Raw genomic sequence first — 26260 nt, 5'->3', positions numbered from 1 at the left:
GGGCGCTTCCTTCGTTTCCGACTCTATCAGATCCTTTCGGCGTCTGATTCCCGGTCAGCGGGATTTGTCTTTCCGGCCGTTGGGCCGTTCCGACGTCCCAAACTCTAGCGGATTTCCCCGGCGACTCATAATCGAGTCTTTCGAAATGAATTTCGGCATGCCGAAAAACTTCCCGAGAGGGAGATCGTGCTGGGTTGAGGTGCCGCATCAGCGGCGGGAGTGGCTGCCGCAGAACCGTTCCGGCTCCGTGGCAACTCGGAGAACACTACGCATCGCCTCAAGGGGTGTCAACCCCTGCCTCGGGCCTCAGTCGAGGTCGGTGAGGCGGCCGCCCGCGTCGGGCTGGCTGAGCTCCACGCGGCGCAGGAGGCGGATCAGCACCTCGCCCAGGACGCCCCGCTCGTCGGTGGTGAGGTCCTGGAGGAGCTCCTCCTCGAAGTCGGTGGCCATGCGCATGGCCTCCAGCCACTTCGAGCGGCCCTCGTCCGTCAGCTCCACGATCACGCGGACGCGGTTGTTCTCGTCGCGGTCACGGGTGACCAGGCCCTCGCCCGCCATGCGGTCGATGCGGTGGGTCATGGCGGCCGGGGTGAGGCCGAGGCGCTTGGCGAGTTCGCCGGGGCCCAGGCGGTAGGGCTCGCCGGCGAGCACGAGGGTCTTGAGGACCTCCCACTCGGCGTTGCTGATGCCGAGGTCGGCGAGCTGGCGGCCGTACGCCACGTTCATGCGGCGGTTCAGCCGGCCGAGGGCGGAGACGACCTTCTCGACCTGGGGGTCGAGATCGCGGAACTCGCGCTGATAGGCCGCGATCTGTTCGTCGAGGCTCGGCTCCTGCGGGGTTTCGGACATGCGGGGAGTATCCCACGACACTCGTTGGCGTTGAAGTCCTTCCATGTGTACTGTTAAGGATCGAACTTTAGGATTGAAGTCTTCAGGGTTCAGGGGTACACCTCTGAACCCGCGACCGAAGTGGGTGAGTGTGACCGAGGCGAGGGGCGCGGCGATGCGCCGGATTCAGGCAGGTGGCGCGCTGAGCGCGTTCGGACTCGGCTTCACCGTGCCGTACCTCTATGTGTACGTGGCGCAGGTGCGGGATCTGGGCGCGGCCACGGCGGGTGTCGTGCTCGCCGTCTTCGCCATGGCCGCGCTGGTGGTGCTGCCGTTCAGCGGCCGGGCCGTCGACCGGCGCGGTCCCGTGCCGGTGCTGCTGGTCGCCTCGGTCCTGGCCGCCGTGGGCGCGGTGGGGATGGGGTTCGCGGCGAGCGTGCCGACGGCCGTCGCCGCGGCGGCCCTGCTCGGCGCCGGTACGGCGGTGCTCCAGCCGGCGCTCGCCACGATGATCGTCTGGTGCTCGACGCCCGTCGCCCGGACCCGGGCCTTCGCCATGCAGTTCTTCCTGCAGAACCTCGGCCTCGGTGTCGGCGGTCTGATCGGCGGCCAGCTCGTCGACGAGTCCCGGCCCGGCAGTTTCGTCCTGCTGTTCTCGATCGAGGCGGCGATGTTCCTGGTCCTCGCGGCCGTCGTCGGCACGGTCCGGATGCCGGGCTCCCCGGCGCTCAACGAGGCACGGCCCTCCGAGGGCGGCGCGGGCGGCGGGCTGCGCGTGCTGCTCGGGCACAAGGCGATGGTGCGGCTGTGCGTCCTGGGCTTCGTGCTCTTCTTCGCCTGTTACGGACAGTTCGAGTCGGGTCTCGCCGCGTACGGCACGGAGGCCGCCGGCATCGAGCCGTCGACGCTCGGGATCGCGCTGGCCGCCAACACCGCGGTCATCGTGCTCGCCCAGTTCCTGGTGCTGAAGTTCGTCGAGCGCCGCAAGCGCACCCGGGTCATCGCGGCCGTGGGCCTCATCTGGACCGTGGCGTGGCTCTTCGCGGGGTACGCGGGCCTCGGGCACGGCAGCCAGGCCATGGCGACGGCGGCGTTCGTCGCCACGTACGCCCTGTTCGGGCTCGGTGAGGCGATGCTGTCGCCGACGGTGGCGCCGCTGGTGGCGGACCTCGCGCCGGAGTCGATGGTCGGGCAGTACAACTCGGCCTTCGCCCTGGTGAAGCAGCTGGCCCTGGCGGTCGGTCCGGCCGTCGGCGGGCCGATGGGGGCCGCTCTGCACGGCCCGTACATCGTGACCTTCGTGCTGTTCTCGCTCGGCATCACCGTGCTCGCGGTCCGGTTGGGCAAGCGGCTCACGCCGGAGCAGAACCAGCCGGCGCTCGCCGTGAAGCCGTCGAAGGTCGTCGCGCGCCACGAGCCTCGGCGTGAGACCGCGGCCGCCGCCTAGGCGGCGGCCCCTGCACCTTCTAGTGGTCGGGCAGGGCGAACTCGCACCACACCGCTTTGCCGCCGCCCGGTGTGCGGCGGCTCCCCCAGGACGAGGCGATCGTCGCGATGATCGAGATACCGCGACCCGCCTCGTCCTCCGTTTCCGCCCTGCGGCGGCGCGGAAGGTGGTCGTCCCCGTCCGTGACCTCGATGATCAGACGGCGGTCGGTACGGCGCAGGCGCAGCCGCATGGGCGGGGTGCCGTGCTGGAGGGAGTTCCCCACCAGCTCGCTGGTGGCGAGGACGCCCAGGTCGCGCAGCTCCACCGGGAAGCGCCAGCTGGACAGGACGCCCGAGGCGAAGGCACGCGCGCGGGGCGCGGCCTCCACGCCGCCGAGCAGCTCCAGGGCCGCGTTGTGGAAGAGCTCGGCGTCCGCGCCCTCCCGCGACGGGTGCTGGACGACGAGGACGGCGACGTCGTCGTCGTGCTCGGCGGTCACGCCGAGGGCTCGGAGCAGCCGGTCGCAGACGACCTGCGGGGTGCCGCCGGCGCCGGAGAGCGCGCGGGCGAGGGCGGCGACGCCCTCGTCGATGTCCTCGCGGCGGCGCTCGACCAGGCCGTCGGTGTAGAGGACGGCGGTGGAACCGGGCGGCAGGGCGATGGAGCCGGAGGCGTGCAGCCAGCCACCGGTGCCGAGCGGGGGTCCCGTGGGGTCCTCGGCGCGGCGGACGGTGCCGTCCTCGTCCCGTACGAGGATCGGGAGGTGGCCCGCGGAGGCGTAGACGAGCCTGCCCTCGTTGGGGTCGTGCACCGCGTAGACGCAGGTGGCGATCTGGCTGGCGTCGATCTCGGCGGCGAGGCCGTCGAGGAGCTGGAGGACCTCGTGAGGGGGCAGGTCCAGGCGCGCGTAGGCCCGGACGGCGGTGCGGAGCTGGCCCATGACGGCGGCGGCGCGGACCCCGCGGCCCATGACGTCGCCGATGACCAGGGCCGTGCGCCCCGCGCCGAGGGTGATCACGTCGTACCAGTCGCCGCCGACGGCCGCGTCGGCGACGCCCGGCTGGTAGGTGGCGGCGATCCGCAGGTCGTCGGGCTGCTCCAGCTCCTGCGGGAGCAGGGAGCGCTGGAGAGTGACGGCGGTTTCGCGGTGGCGGCGCTCGCTGGCGCGCAGCCGCTCGGCGGCCTCGGCGTGGTCGGTGACGTCGGCGGCGTGGACGAGGACGCCGCCGCCTTCGAGGTGCGGGCCGTCGACGGGCAGGCAGGTGACCGTGTACGAGCCGCCGTCCTGGGTGCGGCGGGACTTGACCGTGCGGGGCTTGCCGCTGCGGAGCACCTGGTCCATGAGGGGCAGCAGGCCGAGGTCCTCGGCCTCCGGGCAGGTGTCGGCGACGGTGGCGCCGGCCGGGCGGGGGCCGAAGGCCGCGGCGTACGCGTCGTTGACGTACGCGATGCGGTGCTCCGGGCCGTACACGAGCGCGACGAGGCCGGGGAGACGGCCGAGCAGCTCACGGACGGAGAACTCCTCCAGGGCGGGGACGTCGCCGGGGAGGGACTCCGTCTGCGGCCCGTACGCGCCGCGGGCGGCGGGCACGGCGCCTTCGGTGCCCCGCGCGGCGCGGCGCTGCGTACCGGGGAGCCGGGCGCTCCAACGGGTGAAGTTCACGGATCTCTTTGCCTCGTGGTGTCGGTGCCGTGCGGAGTCACGCTGTGCAGGTGTGGGCCCACCTATGGTCACACGTCCAGTGTGGACGAGTGCACTGACAGTGATGTCAGGCGGACGGCTCGTCGTCGGGGGCCGGGGGCGGAGCGGCGGCGAGTTCGAATTCGGCGCGCGGGTGTTCCAGCGAGCCGAGGGAGACGATCTCCCGTTTGAACAGGCCGGACAGGGTCCATTCGGCGAGGACCCGGGCCTTGCGGTTGAAGGTGGGGACCCGGCTGAGGTGGTAGGCGCGGTGCATGAACCAGGCCGGGTAGCCCTTGAGTTTCCGCCCGTAGACGTGGGCGACGCCCTTGTGGAGGCCGAGGGAGGCGACGGACCCCGCGTACGCGTGCGCGTACTCCTTGAGGGGTTGCCCGCGCAGGGAGGCGGCGAGGTTCTCGGCGAGGACCTTGGCCTGGCGGACGGCGTGCTGGGCGTTGGGCGCGCACTCGGCGCCCTCGTCCGCGGCCGTGACGTCGGGGACGGCGGCGGCGTCGCCCGCCGCCCACGCGTGCTCGACGCCCGCCACGGAGAGCCGGGCCGTGCAGCGGAGCCGGCCGCGTTCGGTGAGCGGCAGGTCGGTGGCGGCGAGGACGGGGGCGGGTTTGACGCCGGCGGTCCAGACGACGGTACGGGTGGGCAGGCGGGTGCCGTCGCTGAGGACGGCGACGCGGTTCTCGCAGGACTCGAGGCGGGTCTCCAGGCGGACGTCGACGTTCCGGCCGCGCAGCTCGCGGATGGCGTACCGGCCCATCTCGGCGCCGACCTCGGGGAGGATCCGGTCGGTGGCCTCCACCAGCACCCACTTCAGGTCCTCGGGCTTGAGGTTGTGGTAGTACCGCGCGGTGTAGCGGGCCATGTCCTCCAGCTCGCCGAGCGCCTCCACGCCCGCGTAGCCGCCGCCGACGAAGACGAAGGTGAGGGCGGCGTCGCGGAGGGCGGGGTCGCGGGTGGAGGAGGCGATGTCCATCTGCTCGATGACGTGGTTGCGCAGGCCGATGGCCTCCTCGACCGTCTTGAAGCCGATGCCGTGCTCGGCGAGGCCGGGGACGGGGAGGGTGCGGGAGACCGAGCCGGGGGCGATGACCAGCTCGTCGTAGGTGAGGCGGGTGTGGCCCGTGCCCTCCTCCTCGGTGGCGAGGGTGGAGAGCGTCGCCGTCCGCTCGGCGTGGTCGACGGCGTGGACCTCGCCGATGAGGACCCGGCAGCGGTCGAGGACGCGGCGCAGCGGCACGACGACGTGGCGCGGGGAGATCGAGCCGGCCGCCGCCTCGGGCAGGAACGGCTGGTACGTCATGTAGGGGTCGGGCGTGACCACCACGATCTCCGCGGTGCCGGCTCTGAGCTCCGCTCTGAGCTGCCGCTGGAGGCGCAGCGCGGTGTACATGCCGACGTAGCCACCGCCGACCACGAGAATGCGCGCAGGTTCGGTCACCGTCCCATGACGCAACGCCGTCCGTGGTTTGTCCACAGGCTCGGCAAATTGTGTGACCGGAGGGGTATGGAGGCGTGGGGTGGCGCACGGGGGGTGTGTGACGGCATCGACCCAGGTCACGGCGGGGGTGGCGGGGGGATTACCGGGTCGGAATCGGGTGAGTTCCGGGCCTTGCTCCGATCGGGGGGCGCACCGTACGGAACTCCCCCTTCTGAATTGACTCCGACTCAACTATGTTCGTACTTCGTCGGGGTGTCGGCGGGGAGCGCGTGGACCGAGGCGCTCGCCGGCCGGGAGCGCCGCATCAGGGCGGGGAGTCTCCGGGGGGAGACATCATGAGCGGGGGAACGCTTATGCAGATTCAGGATCGTTGGCAGGCCGTCGTCGGCACCGCCACGGACGAGCAGGGTACGGGCGCGGCCGAGCTGCGCAACGGGTCGATGGCTCCGTTGCAGGGCGGCCGGGCCGCGCCGCTGCGGGTGGACGCCCAGCGCAATCTGGAGCACGTCCTGCGCGCGGCGCGGGAGGTGTTCGGCGAGCTCGGGTACGGCGCGCCGATGGAGGACGTGGCGCGGCGCGCCCGCGTCGGGGTCGGCACGGTCTACCGGCGCTTCCCGAGCAAGGACGTGCTGGTGCGGCGGATAGCCGAGGAGGAGACCTCCCGGCTGACGGAGCAGGCGCGGGCCGCGCTGGGCCAGGAGGACGAGCCGTGGTCGGCGCTGTCCCGGTTCCTGCGGACGTCGGTGGCCTCGGGCGCCGGGCGGCTGCTGCCGCCGCAGGTGCTGCGGGTCGGCGTGGACGACGCCGGGGTGTCGTCGGCGGTGGACGCGGGCGCGGGTGCGGTGGGTGCGGGTTCCGTCGGTGCGGGTTCCGTCGGTGCGGGTGACGAGGTTCGGGTGCCGTCCCAGCGGGGCGGGGTCGACCAGGCCGACACCCGGGTCGCCGGACCGCGTGCGGTGCCGCTGGACGAGCGGGACGACGCGGGTGCCGCGGAGCTCCTGGAGGTCGTCGGCCGGCTGGTCGAGCGGGCGCGTGCGGCCGGTGAGCTGCGGGCGGACGTGACCGTGGCCGACGTGCTCCTGGTGATAGCCACGGCCGCTCCGGCCCTGCCGGACGCGGCGCAGCAGGCGGCGGCCTCGGCCCGCCTCCTGGACATCCTGCTGGAGGGGCTGCGGTCCCGGTAGGACCCGGCAGGCCCCTCAGGGACCGGCCGAGACCCGGTGGGACCGGGGTCGGCGCGGGACGAACGGCGGGGAAATCCTGGTCCGGGCGGACCAACGATCATGACACGAACGTGTGATCGGTTACGCCCGGATACGGGAAGTCGCCCCGGACGAGTGGTAAGTGGACGCGGCGCTTCGGCGCGCCCGCGCGCTGTGGCAGGCTTGGCCGATGTTCGGGTCCGAGCGCGCGTACGGGGGCTTCCGCGATGAGCGGTGACAGTCGGGACGATCCGCCGGGCAACGGCGGGGCAACGGAGACCGGAGGCCTGTCCTCCCGGCACGTACCCAGCCAGGGCGGCCCCGGAGGAGTCTCCGGCGCGGGAGCGCCCCCCGGTGCCTCCGGTGCCGGTCAGGGGGCCGTCGGGACCGATCCGAGCGTGCCGCAGCAGCGCGAAGCCGGGGGCACGGGAGCCGGGGGCGTCGCGGGGGCGACCACGGCGACGGCGCCCGGGCCGGTGACCGGACCGACCTCAGGGACCACGTCAGGACCGGCATCCGGGGCGGCGACCGGACCCGCCTCCGGCACCGCGGCCGGGGCGGCATCCGGGTTCGCCTCCGTGCCGGACGGCGTCCTCGACGACGGTGCCGCCGGTCCCGGCGGGGACGCGGTGGTCGACGAGCCCGACACCGTCCTGCCGCCGCCGCTCGAACTGCCGCCCTCCGACGCCGACCTCGTCCAGCTCATGCGGGACGGCGACGACTCCGCGTACGAGGAGCTCTTCCTCCGCCACTCCGAGGCCGTACGGCGCTACGCGCGCACCTGCTGCCGGGACGCGCACACCGCCGACGACCTCACCGCCGAGGTCTTCGCCCGCACCCTCCAGGCCGTGCGCGGCGGCGCCGGGCCCGAACAGGCCGTGCGCGCCTACCTGATGACGACCGTCCGCAGGGTCGCCGCCACCTGGGCCAGGACGCAGAAGCGCGAGCACCTCGTCGAGGACTTCGCCGTCTTCGCCGCCGAGGCCGCCCGCTCCTCCGAGGTCTCCGACCAGGACACGATGGACCTCGGCGCGGACGTCAGGGCCATGCACGAGGCCGAGCAGTCCCTCGCCATGCAGGCCTTCCGCTCGCTGCCCGAACGCTGGCAGGCCGTCCTGTGGCACACCACCGTCGAGGAGGAGTCGCCCAGCGCCGTCGCCCCGCTCTTCGGGCTGACCGCCAACGCCACCGCCGTCCTCGCCAGCCGGGCCCGTGAGGGGCTCAAGCAGGCCTACCTGCAGGCGCACGTCAGCCAGTCGCTGACCGCCGGGGGCGACTGCGCCCGGTACGCGGACCGGCTCGGCGCCTACGCCCGCGGCGGGCTGCGGATGCGGGCCGAGCGCGGACTGCGCAAGCACCTGGAGGAGTGCGCCAAGTGCCGGCTCGCCGCCGGGGAACTGGCCCACGTCAACGCGGGGATCCCGGCGCTGCTGCCCGTCGCCGTCATCGGCTGGTTCGCCGCCGGCTACTCGCTCAAGGCGGCCGGCATCGTCGCCGGTGGTGCCGCGGGCGCGGCCGGGGCGGGTGCCGCGGCCGCCGCCACCGGCGGCTCCGGCGGCGCCGCCTCCGGCGGTGCGGCCGCCGAGGGGCTCGGCGCACCCGCGAAGGCCGGCATCGCGGCGGCCGTGGCCGTCGCCGCGGCCGCCGGGCTCGTCTGGGCCATGGCCGGTGACCCGCAGCCCGTGGCCTCCCCGAAGCCCGCCCCGGAGATCGTCACGCCCGTCGTGCCGCCCGAACCGGCGCCACCGGCGGCGAAGCCGACGCCCAGCCCCGTACCGCCGCCCCCTCCCGTACCGTCCGAGCCGCCGGCGCCGAGCCCCACGCCACCCCCGCCGAAGCCGAGCCCCACCCCGACCCCCGCGCCGACGCCCCCGCCCCCCGAGCCCGAGCCCGAGGCGACCCCGACGCCCACGCCGCCCCCGCCGCCCCCGCCGAAGCCGAGCCCCAAGCCCAGCCCGACGCGGGCGCCCGCGCCGCCGGCCGTCTACCAGGTCGACGAGCTGGAGTACGGGATCTTCGGCGACGGCACCAAGCCGGAGGTCTCCCTCGGCGAGAGCAGCCCGATGTGGACGCGGGACGAGCTGTCGATCAGCGGCACCTCGTACGCGTACGGGGTGAGCGTCCACGCGCCGTCGTCGCTGCTCATCGACCTGAACCGGCAGTGCACGAGCTACGACGCGGTCGTCGGAGTCGACGACATCGGCGTCCCGCTCGGGGTCGGTGGCGTCCGCTTCTCCGTCTACGGCGACGAGGAGCGGCTCTGGCGCTCCGACGTCGTCCGCCCGGGCGACCCGCCCCGGCCCGTCCACGTCGACATCACCGGCCGGACCACGCTCCGCCTCGTCGTCGAGGAGAACACCCCCTTCGGCCGCGCCCTCGTCGCCGACTGGGCGCAGTCCCGCATCAGCTGCGTCTGAGCCCTGACGCGTCGGCACCGGCCGGCGCGTCGGGCAGCGCGTCGGTCAGCGCGAGGACGTCGTCGAGGTCCAGGCCGGCTCCGGCCGTGCGCGCCCGTGCGACGGCCGCCGCGCCCAGGGCGGCCACGGCGCCCGCGGTGAGCCGCTCGATCTCCCGGGCCTCCGGGACCGAACGGGGCGCGGAGTTCCGGCGCAGCGCCGCGGCGGCGGACAGGACACGGATCGCGAGAGCGTGCTCGTCCGCCGCGGCCAGGGTCACGGCGAGGCCCTCCGTCATGCCGACGGTGATGAAGTCCGCGCACTGCGCGTCCCGTGCGAGCCGCAGGGCCGCCGCCGCCGTGGCGACGGCGGCGAGGCCCGCGCCCTCGGCCGCCTCCACGCGCGCGGCGAACCCGGTCAGCACCGCCTGGAAGTGCGGCGGCGGGGTGCCCTCGTCGACCGTCGCGCCCGCCGCCTCCAGCTCGGCGCGGGCCCCCCGCACGTCCCCCCGGTCGAGGGCGAGGGCGGCCCGCAGGAGGCAGACGTACGCGTGGGTGCCGATCACGTGGTAGCGGTCGGCCTCCCGCGCCGCCTCGTCCAGGCCCTTCTCCGCGGCCTCCGCGTCGCCCGCGCGGTACGCGAGTTCGGCGAGCCGGGCGATGAGGAACGGCGTCTCGGCGTGGGCGCCGACCTCCCGCGCGAGGGCGAGGGCCTCCTCGTACGCCCGGCCCGCCTCGTCGTGACGGCCCCGCAGCATGTGGGCTTCGCCCGCCGCGCTCGCGATCTGGGCGCCCATCCAGCGGTCCCCGGCCCGGTGGAAGAGGTCGCGGAGCTCGGCCAGGTCCTCGTCGACGTCCAGGGTGCCGCCCGGCATGTCGATGACCATGTGCGTCCGGAACATCAGGCTGACGCCGACCTCCCAGTCCCCGCCGTGGCGGCGGCAGTTCGCGACGGCCGCGTCGAGCGTCCCGCGGATCGTGGCGGCTCCGTCGATCACGTACGACGTGAACGGCCAGAGCAGCCCCGGGAAGCGGGCGGACTCCGGCCCCGGCTCGTCGCCGAACACGGCCCGCAGCCGGCGGACCAGGGCCGCGGTCTCCGGGTCGTCCCGGAACTCGGCGACGCTCCGGCTCTCGACGGCGAGGAAGAACTGCAGCATGCGCAGGTGCATCCGCGGCCAGTGGCGGGGGTCGGCGGGATCGTCCGGGTCGTCGCCGAGGGCGACCGCCCGCTCCGTCCAGACCAGCCCCTCCGGGCGGTAGTTGCGCAGCCACCAGAACCAGCCCATCGCGAACACCAGCCGCAGCGCGGCCCGCTCGTCCGGGGCGGTGAGGACGGTCCGGTGGAGGGCGGCCCTGATGTTGTCGAGGTCGCGCTCGATCCGGTCGATCCAGGGCAGCTGCTCCGCCGAGCGCAGCCGGGGCTCGGCCTCCTCGGCGAGCGCCGTGAAGTGGGCGGTGTGCGCGGCCTCGGCCGCGGCGAGGAGTCCGGGGGTCTCGGCGGCGCGCTCCACGGCGTACTCGTGGATGGTCTCCAGGAGCCGGTAGCGCATGCCGCCGCCGTCGGCGGGGGCGGCGACCACGAGGGACTTGTCGACGAGCGCGCCGAGCACGTCGGCGGCGTCCGGGGCCAGGGCCTCGGCGGCCGGCAGGTCCCAGCCGCCCGCGAAGACGGAGAGCCGGCGCAGGAGGTCGCGCTCGGCGGGTTCGAGAAGGTCCCAGGACCAGTCGACGACCGCGCGCAGGGTCTGCTGGCGGGGCAGGACCGTCCGGGCACCGGAGGTGAGGAGGAGGAACCGGTCGTCGAGGCGGTCGGCGATCTGGCGCGGCGTGAGCAGCCGCAGCCGGGCCGCGGCCAGCTCGATCGCGAGCGGCAGGCCGTCGAGACGGCGGCAGATCTCCTCGACGGCGCCGGCGTCCTGGGCGGGGTCGAAGTCGGGTCGTACGGCGCGGGCGCGTTCGGCGAAGAGGCGGTGCGCGGGGTCGGGCGGGAGCGGCTCCACGGGGCGAACCGATTCGCCCGGGACGCCGAGGGGTTCGCGGCTGGTCGCGAGGACGCGCAGCTCCGGGCAGTGGGTGAGGAGGGTCTCGGCGAGGGCGGCGGCCGCGTCGATCACGTGCTCGCAGTTGTCGAGGACGAGGAGGAAGGGGCCGCGGCGGGCGAGCTGCTCGACGAGGTGGGCGGTCGGGTCGGCCTGGTGCGGTACGCCGTCGCGGGCGATGAGGTTGATCTCGCGCAGCCGCAGTGCGGACAGGACGGCGCCGGGTACGGCGTCGGGGTCGTCGAGCGGGGCGAGTTCGACGATCCATGCGGGCGGCGCCCCGACCGGCGGCCCACCGCCCGGCCCGCTCCCGGTGCCGGTGAAGCTCGCGGTGCCGGGGCCTGTGCCGGTGGCGGTGTCGGGGCCGGTGGAGCTCGCGGGGCCGGTGGCGCTCGCGGGGCCGGTGGTGCCGCCTCGGCGGGCGGCTTCCTCGGCGAGCCGCGTCTTCCCGGACCCCCCGGGCCCGGTGAGCGTGACGAGCCGCGACCGCCCCAGGTCCTGCCGCACCGCCACGAGATCGGGCTCCCGGCCGACGAAGGACGTGAGCCGCGGCCTGATGTTCCCGGTGGGCTCGGCTCCCGGTCCGGCCGGGGGCGCCTCGGACCGGTGCCGTGGCGGGCGGGTGAGGAGCGTCCGGTGGAGGGCGGTGAGTTCGGGGCCGGGGTCCGTGCCGAGGCCGGCCGCGAGGGTGCGGCGGGCCGTCTCGTAGGCGGCGAGCGCGTCGGCGTGGCGGCCCTCCGCCCGCAGGGCGCGGAGGAGCTGGGCGTGGAACGTCTCGTCGTACGGATGCGTGGTCGTCAGCTCGGACAGTTCCGGTACGAGGCCGGGGGCGCCCCGCCGCAGGTCGGCCTCGACGCGGCCGCGCAGGGCGGCGAGCCGCTGGGCCTCGGGGCGGACGCCCGCCGGTTCGGGCAGGTCGGCGAGGGCGGGGCCGCGGAAGAGGGCGAGGGCCTGGCGGAACAGGGCGGCGGCGGCCTCGGGGTCGTCGGCGTCGAGGCGGGCTCCCGCCTCCCGGGCCAGGCGCTGGAAGGCGTACAGGTCGATGTCGTCGGGCCGGGCGGTGAGGCGGTAGCCGGGCCCGGGGGTGGAGGCGACGGCCTCCCGGCCGAGGGCCCGGCGCAGGCGGCCGACGAGGGCCTGGAGGGCGGCGGGCGCGTCCTGCGGGGGCTCGTCCCCGTACCCGTCGGCGTACCCGCCCCCGTACACGTCCTCGACGAGTTCGGCGACGGTCGCGGCCCGTCCCCCGCGCAGGGCGAGCGCGGCGAGCAGGGCGCGCAGCCGGGCACCGCCGAGGGGAAGGGGGGAGCCGTCGGGACCGAGGGCCTCGGTGGTGCCGAGGATGAGATACCGCACCGGCCCATTCTGGCCGGTGGGAGGGGCGGGCGCCTCGGGGTTTCCCCGAACCTCAGAACGCCGAGGTGTCGAGCTCGAAACCGAGGGGGTGGGGCAGGGGAACGGCCGTCCCCAGCTTGTGGACGGCCTTGTGGCCGTAGTCGTCACCGGCGGGTCCGGAGCAGACGACGGCCTCGCCCGCCTCGCGGTCGATCATGAGGTAGAGGGGGATGCCGGCCCGCGCGTAGGCCCGGATCTTCTGCACGCGGTCGCGGCTCGCGGTGGAGGAGGAGGTCACCTCGGCGACGAGGAGCACGGGGTCGGGGGCGTGCCACTCCGACCGGTCGTGGAAGCTGCCCTTCGGGGCGATGACGAGATCGGGGACGACCCTGAGCGCGTCGGTGATCCCGGGGAGTCCGAGGCCGATGCCCGTGAAGTTGCGCAGCTCCTTGCCGACGCGCCGGGCGATGACCTGCTCCACCATCTCGGTCACGATCTCCTCGTGCTCGCCATTGGCCGGAGGCGCCACGTAGATCTCCCCTTCGATCAGCTCCACGCGCCAGCCCTTTGGGGCCAGGGCACTGAACAGCTCGAAGGCCTCCTGCACGCTCGCACCCTCACGGTTGGGCAGCTCCACGGGGAACTCGTCCTCCGGAACCGGCATCGCCATGACGGACCTCCTTCGCTCGGTGCGAGGCTTTCAGCTTAGGCGCGGTACAGCGGCGGGGTCAGGAACGCATTCACTCGAACGAGTGTGCAGTGACGTTCCGCCCAAAGAAACGAACGTCACGCCGTCAGCGACCGCGACGCCGGGATCAGCGGGCCGGGGACCGCGCGGGGCGGGCGGGGGGCCGTGGTGTCGGTCCAGCAGGAACCGCGGCGGGCGAGGAGGCGGCCGAGCCAGAGTTCGGTGGAGATCAGGTCGGCGAGGCCGTCCAGGGGGACCGGTGCGCCGTCGGCGGCGGCGCGCAGCGCCTCGCGGACGACCCGGGCGTCGACGAGGCCCGCGTCCGCGAGCAGCGGGGCCTCGAAGAGGGCCAGGAGGTGGGGGAGCGCGGCGCGCAGGCCCGCGCGGGCGGCGGCGGCCGGGACGGCGGGGTGGGGGGCGCCCCAGCCTTCGGGGAGGTCGTGGATGCCCGCGCCGGCCAGGACGGTGCGCAGGACTCCGGCGCGGGCGTCGGGCTGGACCCGGAGGGATTCCGGGAGGGCGCGGCAGGCCCGTACGACCTGGTTGTCGAGGAAGGGCGCGTGCAGGCGCTGGCCGCGGATCTCCGCCGCCTGCTCCAGGACGCGGTGGTCGGCGGCGGCGCGGGCGAGGGCGGCGCGCGCGCGTGCCTCGCCGGGGCGCTGGACGGAGGCCGGGAGGGTCGCCGCCCGGTTCAGGCGAACCGATACTTCAGCGAGCGCCTCCCCCGTCAGCCAGCGCGCCGCGGGCCCCGGCCGCGACCAGGCGAGCGCGGCGAGGGAGGCCTGGAGCGGGCCGGGGCCGTCGGGGGCGGTGCGGTTCGCCTCCAGGAGGCGCTGGGCCGCCGCCTCCAGACCGGTCCGGTACGGGGTACGGGCCAGGCGCCGCGCCGCCCGGTAGACGGTCAGCGGCACCAGGAGCGCCCCCGCCGAGGGCCCCGTGGCCTTGGCGAGCGCCGTGACGGGACGGACCAGGGAGCGGCGCCTGCGGTCCATCAACAGGTCGGCCAGCCGCGCCGGATGCGCGTCCAGGACCTGCTTGGCGCCCATGCCGGTGAAGTGGTCGGCGCTGCCGCCCGCGAGCCGCCTGCGGTGCCGCTCGGCGGAGACGAGCGCGGGCCCCGGCTCGTCGGTGAGGGGCCCGTCGAGCGTCGCGTACGGCAGCGCCTCCTCGCCGCCCGCGACGACCACGTGGTGCAGGCGCGGGTCGGCGGCGATGACCCGGGCCCGCTCCAGTTCGGCGGTGCGGCGGGCGCCCGCCCGCGTGGCCAGGTCGTTGAAGGTGACGGCGAGGAGCCGCTCGCCCGCGCCCGTTCCCTGGCCGGCGATGGTGCCGGGCACGCCGGGCAGCCCGGCCGCGAGGAGCGCGAGGGTGCCGGAGGCGCTGCCCCCGGAGAGGTCGGCGCCGATGCCGGGCGCGGGGCCCGCGCCCCGGGCCGCGCGGCGGTCGGCGGGCCCCATGCCCGGGACCGGGCCCGGGTCGGGGAGCGGCGCCTCGGGGGCGTGCCGGGGGGCGGTGAGCCTGGCCCGTACGGACTCGACGAGCGCGTCCCGTACGGCTTCGACGGCCTGGCGCGGGTCTGCCTCGGGCGCGGCGACGGCGAGCGAGGCGACCGTCTCGTAGCCGGTGATCTCGCGCGAGCCCTCGCGCAGGATCAGCGCGTGGCCCGGCGGCACGCGGCGCACGCCCTCGTACGGCGTGGAGTCGCGCAGCGCCTCCGGGGTCTCGGGGCAGGCGAGCAGCGCGGCGAGGTGGCCGATGTCGAGCTGGGCCTCGACGAGGTCGGCGAGCGGGAGCGCGGCGGTGGCGTAGGCGGTGCCGCCCGCCCAGGGGGTGTGGAACACGGGCCGGGCGCCCGCGAGATCACCCGTGACGGTGATGCGACGGCCGGCCTTGACGACGGCGGTGTAGCTGCCGGGCCATGCGGTCAGGTGCCGCAGTGCGCCCCCGCGCGCGGTCAGCAGGCCGAGCCGCAGCTCCTCGTCGCTCGCCGCGCAGCAGCCGAGCACGGCGAGCCGGGTCCGTTCGTCGACGGCGACGACCCGGACCTCGTCGGGGCGCCAGTCGCCGACGGCCCACAGCGGGTCCGGATCGCCCCAGAGGAGCTGCGCGCCGACCGGCTGGACCGTGCGCTCCTCGGCGGCGGGGGCGGCGGAGGCGGAGCCCGGGCCACCGGAGCCGTACGGGACGGAGCCGCCGGAGCCGTACGAGCCGGAGCCGTGGGAGTGGGAGCCGTACGAGCCGGAGCCGTGCGCGCCCGAGCCGGAGCCGCCCGAGCCGTACGCACCGGAGCCGTACGCGCCCGAGACGTGGCCCGCCCGGGCCGTGCCCGGGGCCGTGCCCGCGCCCGCCGTCGTTGCGAAGCCCGGCGCGGCACTGCTCCAGCCCACCAGCCATCGCATCGGCGCCTCCACATCCGTTTCGGTGGGAGACATGCTGCCACGACAACGGCGCACGGGGCGGGGTCCGGATGCACGAGCGCGAAAGCGAATGCGCCCCTGGCATGGGCCAGTTGGACACCGACGTCATTCGGCCAAATATCACCCCTCGACAGGGGCTCCGCGGGCGTCCCGACGGCCGACCGGGCGTGCTCGGCCGCACGGCGCGCGCGACCGAACCCCGTCGGCCGCCGGGGACCTCCGGCAGTCCGGGAGGCGCTCCCGCCTCCCGGAGCCGTCCACCGCCCGCGGGGAATGGGGCGGCGGTGTCCCCCAGCCCACCGGTCCGGGACTCCGTTCCCGGCCGGGCGGGCCGACCCACGCGCTGCTCATGGAAGCGCTCCCGCGGCGGCCGAACGAGAGCGCACGGGCGGGCGCACGGCCACACGGCCGGAGCACGTAACGGGGCCGCACCACCCGGGTCGGGTCGTTCACACAACAATCTCGCCATACGGAACACCGCCCCTTAACGGTAGGGATGCGGCGAACTACGCTGTGTTTACGAATGCCGCACGCCTATGCCCGGCGTCGTGGCGGCCGTCTGGGTGTCGAGGGGTGGCGCATGTCCAGGGAGCAACGCGGGCCGAACGACAAGCTCGGCACGGTTCTCGCCCTCGCGGGAATCAGCAACGCCGGCCTCGCCCGCCGGGTCAACGACCTCGGCGCGCAAAGGGGCCTGACACTTCGTTACGACAAGACGTCCGTGGCCCGGTGGGTGTCCAAGGGCATGGTGCCCCAGGGCGCCGCCCCGCACCTCATCGCCGCCGCCATCGGCCAGAAGCTGGGCCGGCCGGTCCCGCTCCACGAGATCGGGCTCGCCGACGCCGACCCCGCGCCCGAGGTCGGACTGGCCTTCCCGCGCGACGTGGGCGAGGCGGTCCGCTCGGCCACCGAGCTGTACCGGCTGGATCTCGCCGGTCGGCGGGCCGGCGGGGGCGGCATCTGGCAGTCGCTCGCCGGCTCCTTCGCGGTGAGCGCCTACGCCACGCCCGCGTCCCGCTGGCTGATAACCCCGGCCGACCCGTCGGTGGAGCGCGAGGCCCCGCGCCCCGCGGGACCCGTCCGCGCGCCCCAGGGCGGGCCCGGGGGCGGGGAGGCGGCGGAGCACGCGCGCGTGGGCCACAGCGACGTGGCCAAGCTGCGCGAGGCCGCCGAGGACGCCCGCCGCTGGGACTCCAAGTACGGCGGCGGGGACTGGCGCTCCTCCATGGTTCCCGAGTGCCTCCGGGTGGACGCCGCGCCGCTGCTGCTCGGCTCCTACTCCGACGAGGTCGGGCGCGCCCTGTTCGGCGCGACCGCCGAGCTGACCCGGCTGGCCGGCTGGATGGCCTTCGACACCGGCCAGCAGGAGGCCGCACAGCGCTACTACATCCAGGCCCTGCGGCTCGCCCGCGCCGCCGCCGACGTGCCCCTCGGGGGCTACGTCCTCGCCTCCATGTCCCTCCAGGCCACCTACCGCGGCTTCGCCGACGAGGGTGTCGACCTCGCGCAGGCGGCCCTGGAGCGCAACCGGGGGCTCGCCACCGCCCGCACCATGTCCTTCTTCCGGCTCGTCGAGGCCCGTGCCCACGCCAAGGCCGGGGACGGGGCCGCCGCCGCGGCCGCGCTCAAGTCCGCCGAGGGCTGGCTGGAGCGCTCCCGGGAGGGCGACGCCGACCCGAGCTGGCTGGGCTTCTACTCGTACGACCGGTTCTGCGCCGACGCCGCCGAGTGCTACCGGGACCTGCGGATGCCGCGCGAGGTGCGGCGCTTCACCGAGCAGGCGCTGTCCCGGCCCACGGAGGAGTACGTCCGCTCCCACGGGCTGCGGCTCGTCGTGTCCGCCGTCGCCGAGCTGGAGTCCGGGAACCTCGACGCGGCCTGCGCGGCGGGCACGCGCGCGGTGGAGGTGGCCGGGCGGATCTCGTCGGCGCGGACGACCGAGTACGTACGGGACCTGCTGCACCGCCTGGAGGCGTACGGGGACGAGCCGCGCGTCGTGGAACTGCGGGAGCGGGCGCGTCCGCTCCTCGTCGCTCCGGCGTGAGACCGCCCGTCCGCAGCGGCGGGCCCGGGGGCGGGCCCGCGGGCGGGACGTGCACGTGACACGCGTCCCACACCGTGGGCGTTTAGCGGCGTTGTCAGTGGGCCAGTGCACTATCGGTGGTGGGAGGTGGCGCTGGTGTTTGACTGTGACGTGCTCGTGATCGGCGGTGGAATCGTCGGTCTGTCGACGGCGTACGCGCTGACGCGCGCCGCCCCCGGCACGCGGGTCACCGTCCTGGAGAAGGAGCACGCCCCCGCGCGCCACCAGACCGGGCGCAACAGCGGGGTGATCCACAGCGGGATCTACTACCGGCCCGGCTCGCTCAAGGCACGGTTCGCGGTCGAGGGCGCGGCCGAAATGGTCAAGTTCTGCGCGGAGTGGGGCATTCCGTACGAGGTGACGGGGAAGCTCGTCGTCGCCACCGCGCGCGAGGAGCTGCCGCGGCTGCACGCGCTCGTGCAGCGGGGCCGCGAGAACGGCATCCCCGTGCGGGAGCTCGGGCCCGCCCAGATCAGCGCGTACGAACCGCGGGTCCGCGGCCTCGCCGCGATCCACGTCGGCACGACCGGCGTCTGCGACTACACGGCGGTCGCCGAGCGGCTCGCCGAGGCCTCCGGCGCCCGCGTCCTGTACGGCGCGGAGGTCACCGCCGTGGACCGGCGGCCCTTCGGGGTGGCCGTGCGGACCGCCGACGGGCGGATCGTGCGGGCCAAGGTCCTCGTCAACTGCGCCGGGCTCCACTGCGACCGCGTCGCGCGGCTCGCGGGCGACGACCCGGGCATGCGGATCGTCCCCTTCCGCGGGGAGTACTACGAACTCGCCGACCCCTCGCTCGTGCGCGGCCTGGTCTACCCCGTGCCGGACCCTGCGTTCCCCTTCCTCGGCGTCCACCTCACGCGCGGCATCGACGGCGGCGTCCACGTCGGGCCCAATGCCGTGCCCGCGCTCGCCCGCGAGGGGTACGACTGGGGCGTCGTCCGCCCCCGAGACCTGGCCGGCACCCTGGCCTGGCCCGGCTCGTGGGCCATCGCCCGCGACCACTGGCGGTACGGAGCGGGGGAGGTGCGGCGGTCCCTGTCGAAGCGGGCCTTCACCGAGGCGGTGCGCAGGCTGCTGCCCGTGGTCCAGGAGACCGACCTGCGGCCCGCGGCCGCCGGGGTGCGGGCCCAGGCGGTGCTGCGCGACGGGACGCTGGTCGACGACTTCCTCGTCCGGGAGGCGCCGAGGACGGTGCACGTCCTGAACGCGCCCTCCCCCGCGGCCACGGCCTCGCTCCCGATCGGCCGCCACATCGCCGGGCTTGCCCTCGCCCACCTGTAGCCCCGGGCGGCGGGGCCTTGGGCGGCCGCCCCGGACCTCGGGCCCCGGCAGCGGGGGCCGGGCCCCCGGAGCTCGGGACCGCTCACGGGCCCCGGGCGGCGGGGCCGGGGGCGCCGTAGGATTGGGGCATTGTGTCTGAGCAGCCAGAGATCGTCAGCCAGCCCGTCGCGCGCCGCGGCAGCCGTATGTTCGCGCCCGGAGAGGGCCCCTCGCCCGACCCCGCCGGCGCGCACTTCGAGCGCCGCATCCGCAGTTTCCAGCCGCGCCGCAGCCGGGTGACCGCCGGGCAGGCAGAGGCCATGCTGAAGCGGTGGCCCGACTGGGGGCTCGACATCGACGGCAAGCGGGTGCTCGACCTGGACGAGCTGTTCGGCGGGCTCCCCGTCGTGCTGGAGATCGGCTTCGGAATGGGCGAGGCGACCGCCCAGATGGCCGCCGCCGACCCCCGCACCGGCATCCTCGCGGTGGACGTGCACACCCCGGGCCAGGGCAACCTCCTCGGGCTCGCCGACCGCAACGGCCTCACGAACGTCCGCGTCGCCAACGGCGACGCGATCATCCTGCTCCGCGAGATGCTGCCGGCCGACGCCCTCGACGGCTGCCGCGTCTACTTTCCGGACCCGTGGCCGAAGAAGCGCCACCACAAGCGGCGCCTGATCCAGCCCGACTTCCTGTCGCTGCTCGCGACCCGCCTCAAGCCGGGCGGAGTGCTGCACTGCGCCACGGACTGGGAGCCGTACGCCGAGCAGATGCTGGAGGTGCTCTCCGCCCACCCGGACTTCGAGAACACCAGCGCCGACGGCGGCTTCGCGCCGCGCCCCGACTTCCGCCCGCTGACCCGGTTCGAGGGGCAGGGGCTCGACAAGGGCCACGTCGTGCACGACCTGCTCTTCCGCAGGGTCGACACCCGCGGAAGGTGACGGAGGCCGACAACCCCGTCGCCGCTGTCGGTGACCCTCGTTAGGGTCGCTCACGTGTCGAACCCCGCTCCCGCCGAAGCCGCCGTCCCCCACCGGGACACCGACGACCCGGCCTTCCCGGCCGCCGCCGACCGGTCCCAGTGGCGCTACCGGCCGCGCCGCGCCTTCTGGCGCAGCCGGCTGGTCCGGGCCGTCGCCGTGATCGTGCTGCTCGCGCTCTGCGCCCTGGTCATCCTGGCGCTGGTCCGCGAACAGACCGGCACGGAGGGCTTCCTCGTCGGCCTGGGCCTCGCCGTCCTCCCCGTACCGCTGCTGATGGCGGCGTTCCGGTGGCTCGACCGGGTCGAGCCGGGGCCCTGGAAGAACCTGCTGTTCGCGTTCGCGTGGGGCGCCTTCGCCGCCGCGCTCGTCGCGATCCTGGCGAACTCCTTCGCGGTCCGCTGGATCGCGACGGCCACCGCGGACCCGACCTCGGCCGACCACCTCGGCGCCACCGTCATCGCCCCCGTGGTGGAGGAGAGCGCCAAGGCGGCCGCACTACTGCTGCTCTTCCTCCTCCGCAGACGGCACTTCACGGGGCTCGTCGACGGCGTGGTCGTCGCGGGCTTCACGGCGACGGGCTTCGCCTTCACCGAGAACATCCTCTACCTCGGCAACGCCTTCGGCGAGGACCAGGACTTCGGCTCCTCCGGCATCGGCGCCGTCACCGCGGGCACGTTCTTCGTCCGGGTCGTGATGTCGCCCTTCGCGCACCCGCTCTTCACCGTGCTCACCGGCCTCGGCTTCGGCTTCGCCGCGCTCGCCCCGCGCGGGAAGCGGCTGCGGCGGGTACTGCTCCCGCTCGCGGGCCTGCTCCTGGCGATGGGCGTGCACGCGCTGTGGAACGGCTCGGCCACCTTCGGCGGCCCGCTCGCCTTCTACACCGTGTACGGGATGTTCATGGTCCCCGCGTTCGGACTGCTGACGTGGCTCGCGGTGTGGAGCCGGCAGCGCGAGCTGCGCACCATATCCGGGGTGCTCCCGGCGTACGCGGCGGCGGGCTGGCTCTCTCCCGAGGAGCCGCTCGCGCTCTCCTCGATGCGGGCGCGCCGCACGGCCCGCTCCTTCGCCGCCCGGACGTACGGCCGACCGGCCGCGCGCGCGGTCGGCGAGTACGAGTCGTTCGCGACGACCCTCGCGTTCCTGCGCGACCGGGCGGGGCGCGGCGCGGGCGGCGAGGACTTCGCCGCCCGGGAGCAGGAGCTGCTGCACCACCTGTGGCAGCGCCGTCAGGTGGCCTCGCCCGCGCTGTCGTACGCGGCCCGGGCGACGGGCCGGACGTGGGCGCCGCCGCAGTATCTGGACTACAGCGGCTACAACCCCTACAAGGGCTGAACCGCTGCACGGGCTGCACCGCTACGAGGGCTGCACCGCCGACGCCTCGGTGAGGAGGGCGAGTTCCGCCTCCGTGAGGGTCAGGTCGGCGACGGCGACGAGCGCCGGGAGCTGCTCGACCGTGCGGGCCGAGGCGATCGGCGCGGTGACGGTCGGGCGGGCGGCGAGCCAGGCGAGGGCGACGGTGGCGAGCTCGGCGCCGTGCGCCCCGGCGACCTCGTCGAGGGCGGCGAGCACGGCCCGGCCCCGCTCGGTCTCGGCGTGGCGGGCGGCGCTGCGGGCGCGCACGCTGTCGACGGTGGTGCCGGGGCGGTACTTGCCGGTGAGGAAGCCGGACGCGAGGCCGAAGTACGGGACGGCGGCGAGTCCGGCGGACTCGGCGGTCTTGAGGAGGTCGCCCTCGTAGGTGTCCCGCGACACGAGGTTGTAGTGCGGCTGGAGGGCCACGTACCGGGTGAGGCCCTCGGCCTCGGCGAAGTCGAGGGAGGCCCGCAGCCGCTCCGGGGAGATGTTGGAGGCGGCGACGGCGCGGACCTTGCCCTCCTTCACCAGCTGGTCGAGGGTGGTGACGATCTCCTCGACGGGCACGGACTCGTCGTCGAAGTGCGTGTAGAAGAGGTCGATGCGGTCGGTGCCGAGGCGGCGCAGCGAGGCCTCGGCCGCGGCCTTGAGGGTGGGGGCGGCGAGCCCCTTGAACTGGGGGTGGGCGCCCGCCTTGGTGGCGACGACGACGTCGTCGCGGTTGCCGCGCGCGGCGAGCCAGCGGCCGATGATCGTCTCGGACTCGCCGCCGACGTTGCCGTCGGCCCACTCCGAGTACACGTCGGCGGTGTCGACGAAGTTGCCGCCCGCGGCGGCGTAGGCGTCGAGGACGGCGAAGGACTGCGCTTCGTCGGCGCTCCAGCCGAAGACGTTGCCGCCGAGGGCCAGCGGGAAGACATGCAGGTCGGAGGTGCCCAGCGGGCGGAGTGCGGTCATGACGTCCTCAACCTCCCGCGCCGCCGCGCCTATTCCGCGCGGAGGGGGTGTGTACCGCGGTCCGCACGGGGTAGGCGAGCCACAGGCGGACAGCGGGACAGCGGGACAGCGGGACAGCGGGACGAAGTCGGCGGTTACAGCGACAGGCCCTTGGAGCGGAGCCAGGCCGCCGGGTCGATGCCGTCCCCGCCGGGGGTGTGGACCTCCATGTGGAGGTGCGGCCCGGTGACGTTGCCGGTGGCGCCGACGCGGCCGATGGTCTCGCCGGTGCCCACGGTCTGGCCCGCCGAGACCGTCATGGACGACATGTGGCAGTACCAGATCTCGGTGCCGTCGGCGAGTTCGAGCACGACGCGGTAGCCGTACGAGCCGGACCAGCCAGCGGACTTGATGGTGCCGCCGTGGACCGCCTTCAGCGGGGTGCCGGTGGGGGCGGCCAGGTCGAGGCCCGTGTGGTAGCCGGAGGACCACATCGAACCGGACTGCATGTAGGTGGACGTGATCGTGTACGAGGAGAGGGGCAGGGCGTAGCTGGCGGCGAGCTGCGCGAGGCGCTCGGCCTCGGCCTTCTCCGCGGCGATCCGCTCGGCCTCCGCCTTCGCCTCCGCCTCGGCCTTCGCCTTGGCTTCCGCCTCCGCCTTCGCCTTGGCCTCGGCCTCCGCCTTGGCCTTCGCCTCGGCCTCCGCGGCCTTGGCCTCCGCCTCCGTGGCCGCCTTCTGGGCGGCGGCGGCCTCGGCGGCCTCCTTCGCGGCGGCGTCGGCGGACGCCTGCTGCTGCTCGGCCTGCTGGAGAATGCGGGCGCGCAGGGCCTCGCCGGCGTCGGAGGCTCCGGTCTCGCCGCCCTCGGCGGTCTCGCTCCGCTCCTCGCCCGTGGTGGTGTACGCGGCCGCCGTGAGCGGGTTGGGGTTGGCGCGCCCGGCACCGACCTGCTCGCTCTCGTCGTCGGCGAGCAGGTCGCCGACGCCGGGCAGGTCCTTCGCGTCCGGCAGCCCCAGGTCGGGGAGGTCGGGGAGCGATATGGCGACCGGCGGCTTCTCCTGTGCGGTGGCGAGGCCACCCGCGCCGACGGCGGCGATCACGCCGACGCCGAGGACGGTGGAGGAGCGGGTGAAGGCGGAGCGCTGCTTGACGACCCGGTGGCGGCCGCCGGAGCGGACGGTGCCCTCGGTGGGGTTCCACTCGCCGACGGCGGGATCGGCGGGGGACGCGACCGGGCCGGGCCCGAAGGCGGCGGGCTCGGAGGAAACCGTCTCGTACGAAGCCGTCTCATAGGACGCGGTGTCGTAGGACGCGGTCTCGTGCGAAGTCGTCTCGTACGCCGGGGCCTCGAAGGCGGACGTGTCGTACGAGGCGGTGTCGTGGACGTCCTGCGAGGCGTAATGGCCCTGCGAGGCGTAGGAGTGCTGTGCGGCGTACGGGTCGTGTCCCGGTCCCGCTCCCGGCGCCGTGCCGAACGGGTCGAAGGGAGCTTCGGGGGCAGGGGTGTTGGACGCCACGGAGGCGCGCTCCTTTCCTTCCTTCTCGCCTACCGGGTTAGCTGACGGGTTCGGAGCAGGAAGGTCTCCTACGGGCGCGATCGCACGCGTGCGGCGGCACAGGTGCGAGGGGCCCGATTCACCCCAAGTGGTGGTTCCCCGGTTCCCTTTCGGAATTCGGCGCACGCGCACGGTGTCGCCTCTTGCGACGACTGGGACGACCGCGCTGCGTTATCGAACGTTAATAGACGGGGGTGCCCGATTCCAAGCCGTCCCCCTTGATCATTCATCGAATTGGCGGGGAAACGCCCGAGTTGACCCCCTCTCGGCACCGGCCGCCCAAACCCCCGTGACCTGACGTTGTGTCAATTGTTATCCCAGCGGCATCTGTCGACTACACCGGGTGACCGCGCGCCCCGTCCGGAGGCACCACCGGCATCGTCCGCCGCCGCTCCGGCTGCCCCGTCGCCGGCCGGCTCACCGCGATCAGCGCCATGTCGTCCGTCGACCGGCCCCCCGTGTGCCGCCGTACGTCACCCACCAGCGCGTCCAGCAGCTCCTCCGGCCCGGGGAAGATCCGCCCCGCGAGCCGCTCGGCCGGATCGTAGAAGACGCCCAGCGCGTTCCGCGCCTCCGAGACGCCGTCGGTGTAGAGGAGGAGCGTGGCACCCGGGGGGAACGGCCGCTCGTCGGCCCGGTCCGGCCACGCCCCCAGCTCGCCCATGCCGAGCGGCAGCGCGGCCTCGGTCGGCTCCACCGTCTCCAGGCCGCCGTCGCCGTACAGCAGCAGCGGCGGCGGATGCCCGCGGTTGACGATCCGCACCCGCCCGCCGTCCGACGGGATCTCCGCGAGGACCGCCGTCGTGAACCCCTCGACGGCGTCCAGCCCGCTGCGCCGCGTGCCCTCCCGCGCGAGCGCCCGCTCCAGCCGCCCCGCCACGCCCTCCAGGGTCCGCTCCTGCTCCGCCGCCTCGCGGAAGGCCCCGATCACGACGGCCACGGCCTCCACCGCGTCCATCCCCTTGCCCCGGACGTCACCGACGACCAGCCGCACCCCCTGCGGAGTGTCCTGCACGGCGAACAGGTCGCCGCCGATGAACGCGTCCGCCTGCGCCGCCTCGTACCGGGCCGCGCACTGCAATCCGCCGATCCGCTCGGCCGGCGTCGGCAGGACCGCCTTCTGCGCGGTCTCCGCGATGACCCGCGCGGAGGCGAGCCGCTCGCCGCTGATGCGGACGATCCGGTTGATGAGCAGGGCGAGCGCCGAGACCGTCAGCACGGTCAGCGTCTCGGTGAGCGCCGGGACGTCGGTGGCGGTGCCGTTGTAGAGGTGCAGGCCGACCGAGGCGAGGACGGCGGCGAGCGCGGTGAGCAGGGTCGTGACCCCGGACGAGAACGGCGCGGAGATCAGCGGGGCCGCCGAGAAGAGCGGAGCGGCGGTGTACTGGGGCGGGGTCGACAGGTCGAAGACGATGCCCCCCACGATGACCAGCGGCGGCAGCGCCCGGACGAAGCGCCGGGCACCCTGGTACGGGCGGCGGCCCTCGCCGTCCCGCCGCCCGTCGCCCGTCACTCCTGGGGGGTGCCCCACCTGTGCCCTCTCCTGCCGGTCCGTTCCTCCCGCGGCGGGTACCGCGCTCCCCCAAGGTTCACCGCCCGCCCCGGCCGCGGCGACCGGCACGGGGCCGACTGGCGTACGGCGCGGGGCGGGGCGGGGCAGCGGGGCGGGGCGGGGCGGGGCGTACGGGGGCAGGCGATACGGGGGCAGGGGCCCGGCTACAGGTTCCGCTCGGCCCAGATCGTCAGGGCGTCCCGCACGAGGACCGCCGTCCCCTCGCCGTGCTTGTCGTAGTTGACCGTGAACCGCGGGTCGTCGACGTACAGCTGCCCGAGCCCGATCACGTACTCCTTCGACGGCGTCGTGGTGGTCGACAGCCACGCGTACTGCCGCCGCGCCAGCGCCTGCACCTCCTCGCTGTCCGGCGCGAGCCCCTCCCGCGCCGCCGCGCCGAAGTCCCGGGCGATGCCGGCCTGCTCCGCCATGAACGCCTTCTTCTCGGCGTCGCTCAGCGAGCGCCACCACCGGTCGCCCTCCTCGTACGCCGTGCGGCCCCAGCGCTCGGTGACCTCCGCCTCGTACCGCGTGTGGTCGAAGCCGTCGAAAACTTCCTCAGCCATGAGTTCCTCTCCCCTCTCGGTCTTGTGGAGAGTGGTCCGAACGGCGTCGATCCGCCGGCCGATGCGCTCCCGCTCCTGCTCCAGGAGGAGCAGATGGGTGCGCAGGGCGGCGGTCGTGTCCCGCTGCCCCTCCAGGACCTCGGCGATCGCGGGCAGCGAGAGCCCCAGCTCCCGGAGGAGCAGGATGCGCTGCAGCCGCACGAGCGCCGCCTGGTCGTAGTACCGGTAACCGTTCGCGCCGATCCGGCTCGGCTCCAGCAGCCCCAGCTCGCCGTAGTGGCGGAGCGTACGGCTGGTGGTACCGGCCCTCCTGGCGATCTCCTGGATCGACCACTCCATGACCACCACGCTAGAAGTTGACGTTACGTAAAGGTCAAACCCTCGGAACAGCACAAACGGCGCCACGGGAGGAACGCCGAAGGCCCGGATCCGTTTCCGGATCCGGGCCTTCGGGCTACTGAGTAGCGGGGACAGGATTTGAACCTGCGACCTCTGGGTTATGAG

General features: G+C 74.8%; 17 protein-coding genes and 1 riboswitch. Of the genes, 7 read left to right on the top strand and 10 right to left on the bottom strand.

Annotated elements, in window-relative coordinates; all coding sequences use genetic code 11:
- Nucleotides 1-306: 306 nt before the first annotated feature.
- Nucleotides 307-849 (bottom strand): MarR family winged helix-turn-helix transcriptional regulator, encoded by a 543-nt coding sequence (locus ACWDVG_RS29640; protein WP_451703724.1) that lies wholly within the window; start codon nucleotides 847-849, stop codon nucleotides 307-309.
- 154 nt (nucleotides 850-1003) lie between these two features.
- Between ACWDVG_RS29640 and ACWDVG_RS29635 the strand changes: the two genes are divergently transcribed.
- Nucleotides 1004-2275, top strand: a complete 1272-nt coding sequence (locus ACWDVG_RS29635; protein WP_451703722.1) for an MFS transporter — start codon at nucleotides 1004-1006, stop codon at nucleotides 2273-2275.
- Between the two features lie 19 nt (nucleotides 2276-2294).
- Here ACWDVG_RS29635 and ACWDVG_RS29630 read toward each other — a convergent pair whose 3' ends face one another.
- Nucleotides 2295-3920 (bottom strand): ATP-binding SpoIIE family protein phosphatase, encoded by a 1626-nt coding sequence (locus ACWDVG_RS29630; RefSeq protein WP_451703721.1) that lies wholly within the window; start codon nucleotides 3918-3920, stop codon nucleotides 2295-2297.
- A 106-nt stretch (nucleotides 3921-4026) separates the two neighbouring features.
- Complete coding sequence (locus ACWDVG_RS29625; RefSeq protein ID WP_451703719.1) at nucleotides 4027-5391, bottom strand: NAD(P)/FAD-dependent oxidoreductase; 1365 nt, start codon at nucleotides 5389-5391, stop codon at nucleotides 4027-4029.
- A gap of 353 nt (nucleotides 5392-5744) precedes the next feature.
- On the opposite strand from ACWDVG_RS29625, the gene ACWDVG_RS29620 reads away from it, so the two are divergent.
- The gene (locus tag ACWDVG_RS29620; RefSeq protein WP_451703717.1) at nucleotides 5745-6575 is read left to right on the top strand and encodes a TetR/AcrR family transcriptional regulator; all 831 of its coding nucleotides are present in this window, start codon (nucleotides 5745-5747) and stop codon (nucleotides 6573-6575) included.
- Between the two features lie 245 nt (nucleotides 6576-6820).
- Complete coding sequence (locus ACWDVG_RS29615) at nucleotides 6821-9010, top strand: sigma-70 family RNA polymerase sigma factor (RefSeq protein WP_451703715.1); 2190 nt, start codon at nucleotides 6821-6823, stop codon at nucleotides 9008-9010.
- Here ACWDVG_RS29615 and ACWDVG_RS29610 read toward each other — a convergent pair.
- The 3 genes from ACWDVG_RS29610 to ACWDVG_RS29600 all read right to left on the bottom strand — a co-directional run bounded on the left by ACWDVG_RS29610 (nucleotide 8997) and on the right by ACWDVG_RS29600 (nucleotide 15449).
- Nucleotides 8997-12383 carry an ATP-binding protein gene (locus ACWDVG_RS29610; protein ID WP_451703713.1) on the bottom strand — a complete coding sequence of 1129 codons (3387 nt, stop codon included), beginning with the start codon at nucleotides 12381-12383 and terminating at the stop codon, nucleotides 8997-8999. The genes ACWDVG_RS29615 and ACWDVG_RS29610 overlap by 14 nt on opposite strands.
- A 52-nt stretch (nucleotides 12384-12435) precedes the next feature.
- A complete protein-coding gene (locus ACWDVG_RS29605) occupies nucleotides 12436-13032 on the bottom strand; it encodes a Uma2 family endonuclease (protein WP_451703711.1) in 597 nt (198 codons plus the stop codon).
- A 116-nt stretch (nucleotides 13033-13148) separates the two neighbouring features.
- Nucleotides 13149-15449 (bottom strand): asparagine synthase-related protein, encoded by a 2301-nt coding sequence (locus ACWDVG_RS29600; RefSeq protein WP_451703726.1) that lies wholly within the window; start codon nucleotides 15447-15449, stop codon nucleotides 13149-13151.
- Nucleotides 15450-16047: 598 nt separating this feature from the next.
- Between ACWDVG_RS29600 and ACWDVG_RS29595 the strand changes: the two genes are divergently transcribed.
- The 4 genes from ACWDVG_RS29595 (at nucleotide 16048) to ACWDVG_RS29580 (ending at nucleotide 21125) form a co-directional block, all read left to right on the top strand.
- Nucleotides 16048-17511, top strand: a complete 1464-nt coding sequence (locus tag ACWDVG_RS29595) for an MFS transporter (protein ID WP_451703709.1) — start codon at nucleotides 16048-16050, stop codon at nucleotides 17509-17511.
- A gap of 135 nt (nucleotides 17512-17646) precedes the next feature.
- Nucleotides 17647-18831: an L-2-hydroxyglutarate oxidase gene (lhgO, locus tag ACWDVG_RS29590; RefSeq protein ID WP_451703707.1), complete on the top strand. Its 1185-nt coding sequence runs from the start codon at nucleotides 17647-17649 to the stop codon at nucleotides 18829-18831.
- Nucleotides 18832-19016: 185 nt separating this feature from the next.
- Complete coding sequence (gene trmB, locus ACWDVG_RS29585) at nucleotides 19017-19751, top strand: tRNA (guanosine(46)-N7)-methyltransferase TrmB (protein ID WP_451703725.1); 735 nt, start codon at nucleotides 19017-19019, stop codon at nucleotides 19749-19751.
- A gap of 54 nt (nucleotides 19752-19805) precedes the next feature.
- Nucleotides 19806-21125 (top strand): PrsW family intramembrane metalloprotease, encoded by a 1320-nt coding sequence (locus tag ACWDVG_RS29580; protein ID WP_451703705.1) that lies wholly within the window; start codon nucleotides 19806-19808, stop codon nucleotides 21123-21125.
- 21 nt (nucleotides 21126-21146) lie between these two features.
- On the opposite strand, the gene ACWDVG_RS29575 is transcribed toward ACWDVG_RS29580, so the two are convergent.
- The 4 genes from ACWDVG_RS29575 to ACWDVG_RS29560 all read right to left on the bottom strand — a co-directional run bounded on the left by ACWDVG_RS29575 (nucleotide 21147) and on the right by ACWDVG_RS29560 (nucleotide 26095).
- A complete protein-coding gene (locus ACWDVG_RS29575; RefSeq protein WP_451703703.1) occupies nucleotides 21147-22103 on the bottom strand; it encodes an aldo/keto reductase in 957 nt (318 codons plus the stop codon).
- Between the two features lie 134 nt (nucleotides 22104-22237).
- Nucleotides 22238-23599 carry a M23 family metallopeptidase gene (locus ACWDVG_RS29570; RefSeq protein ID WP_451703701.1) on the bottom strand — a complete coding sequence of 454 codons (1362 nt, stop codon included), beginning with the start codon at nucleotides 23597-23599 and terminating at the stop codon, nucleotides 22238-22240.
- Between the two features lie 11 nt (nucleotides 23600-23610).
- Nucleotides 23611-23771, bottom strand: a riboswitch (cyclic di-AMP (ydaO/yuaA leader).
- Between the two features lie 201 nt (nucleotides 23772-23972).
- Nucleotides 23973-25169 (bottom strand): PP2C family protein-serine/threonine phosphatase, encoded by a 1197-nt coding sequence (locus tag ACWDVG_RS29565; RefSeq protein ID WP_451703699.1) that lies wholly within the window; start codon nucleotides 25167-25169, stop codon nucleotides 23973-23975.
- Nucleotides 25170-25354: 185 nt separating this feature from the next.
- Complete coding sequence (locus tag ACWDVG_RS29560; protein ID WP_451703697.1) at nucleotides 25355-26095, bottom strand: MerR family transcriptional regulator; 741 nt, start codon at nucleotides 26093-26095, stop codon at nucleotides 25355-25357.
- Between the last annotated feature and the right edge of the window lie 165 nt (nucleotides 26096-26260).

Source organism: Streptomyces sp. NPDC003327 (genome assembly GCF_053589515.1).
This window is presented reverse-complemented; position numbering and strand designations above follow the sequence as displayed.

Excerpts from the sequence above, each read along its gene's own strand:
- trmB (WP_451703725.1), top strand. The coding sequence starts at position 19,017 with ATGTTCGCGCCCGGAGAGGGCCCCTCGCCCGACCCCGCCGGCGCGCAC.
- ACWDVG_RS29605 (WP_451703711.1), bottom strand. The coding sequence starts at position 13,032 with ATGGCGATGCCGGTTCCGGAGGACGAGTTCCCCGTGGAGCTGCCCAAC.
- ACWDVG_RS29595 (WP_451703709.1), top strand. The coding sequence starts at position 16,048 with ATGTCCAGGGAGCAACGCGGGCCGAACGACAAGCTCGGCACGGTTCTC.
- ACWDVG_RS29600 (WP_451703726.1), bottom strand. The coding sequence starts at position 15,449 with ATGCGATGGCTGGTGGGCTGGAGCAGTGCCGCGCCGGGCTTCGCAACG.
- ACWDVG_RS29640 (WP_451703724.1), bottom strand. The coding sequence starts at position 849 with ATGTCCGAAACCCCGCAGGAGCCGAGCCTCGACGAACAGATCGCGGCC.
- ACWDVG_RS29620 (WP_451703717.1), top strand. The coding sequence starts at position 5,745 with ATGCAGATTCAGGATCGTTGGCAGGCCGTCGTCGGCACCGCCACGGAC.
- ACWDVG_RS29615 (WP_451703715.1), top strand. The coding sequence starts at position 6,821 with ATGAGCGGTGACAGTCGGGACGATCCGCCGGGCAACGGCGGGGCAACG.
- ACWDVG_RS29560 (WP_451703697.1), bottom strand. The coding sequence starts at position 26,095 with ATGGAGTGGTCGATCCAGGAGATCGCCAGGAGGGCCGGTACCACCAGC.
- ACWDVG_RS29575 (WP_451703703.1), bottom strand. The coding sequence starts at position 22,103 with ATGACCGCACTCCGCCCGCTGGGCACCTCCGACCTGCATGTCTTCCCG.
- ACWDVG_RS29635 (WP_451703722.1), top strand. The coding sequence starts at position 1,004 with ATGCGCCGGATTCAGGCAGGTGGCGCGCTGAGCGCGTTCGGACTCGGC.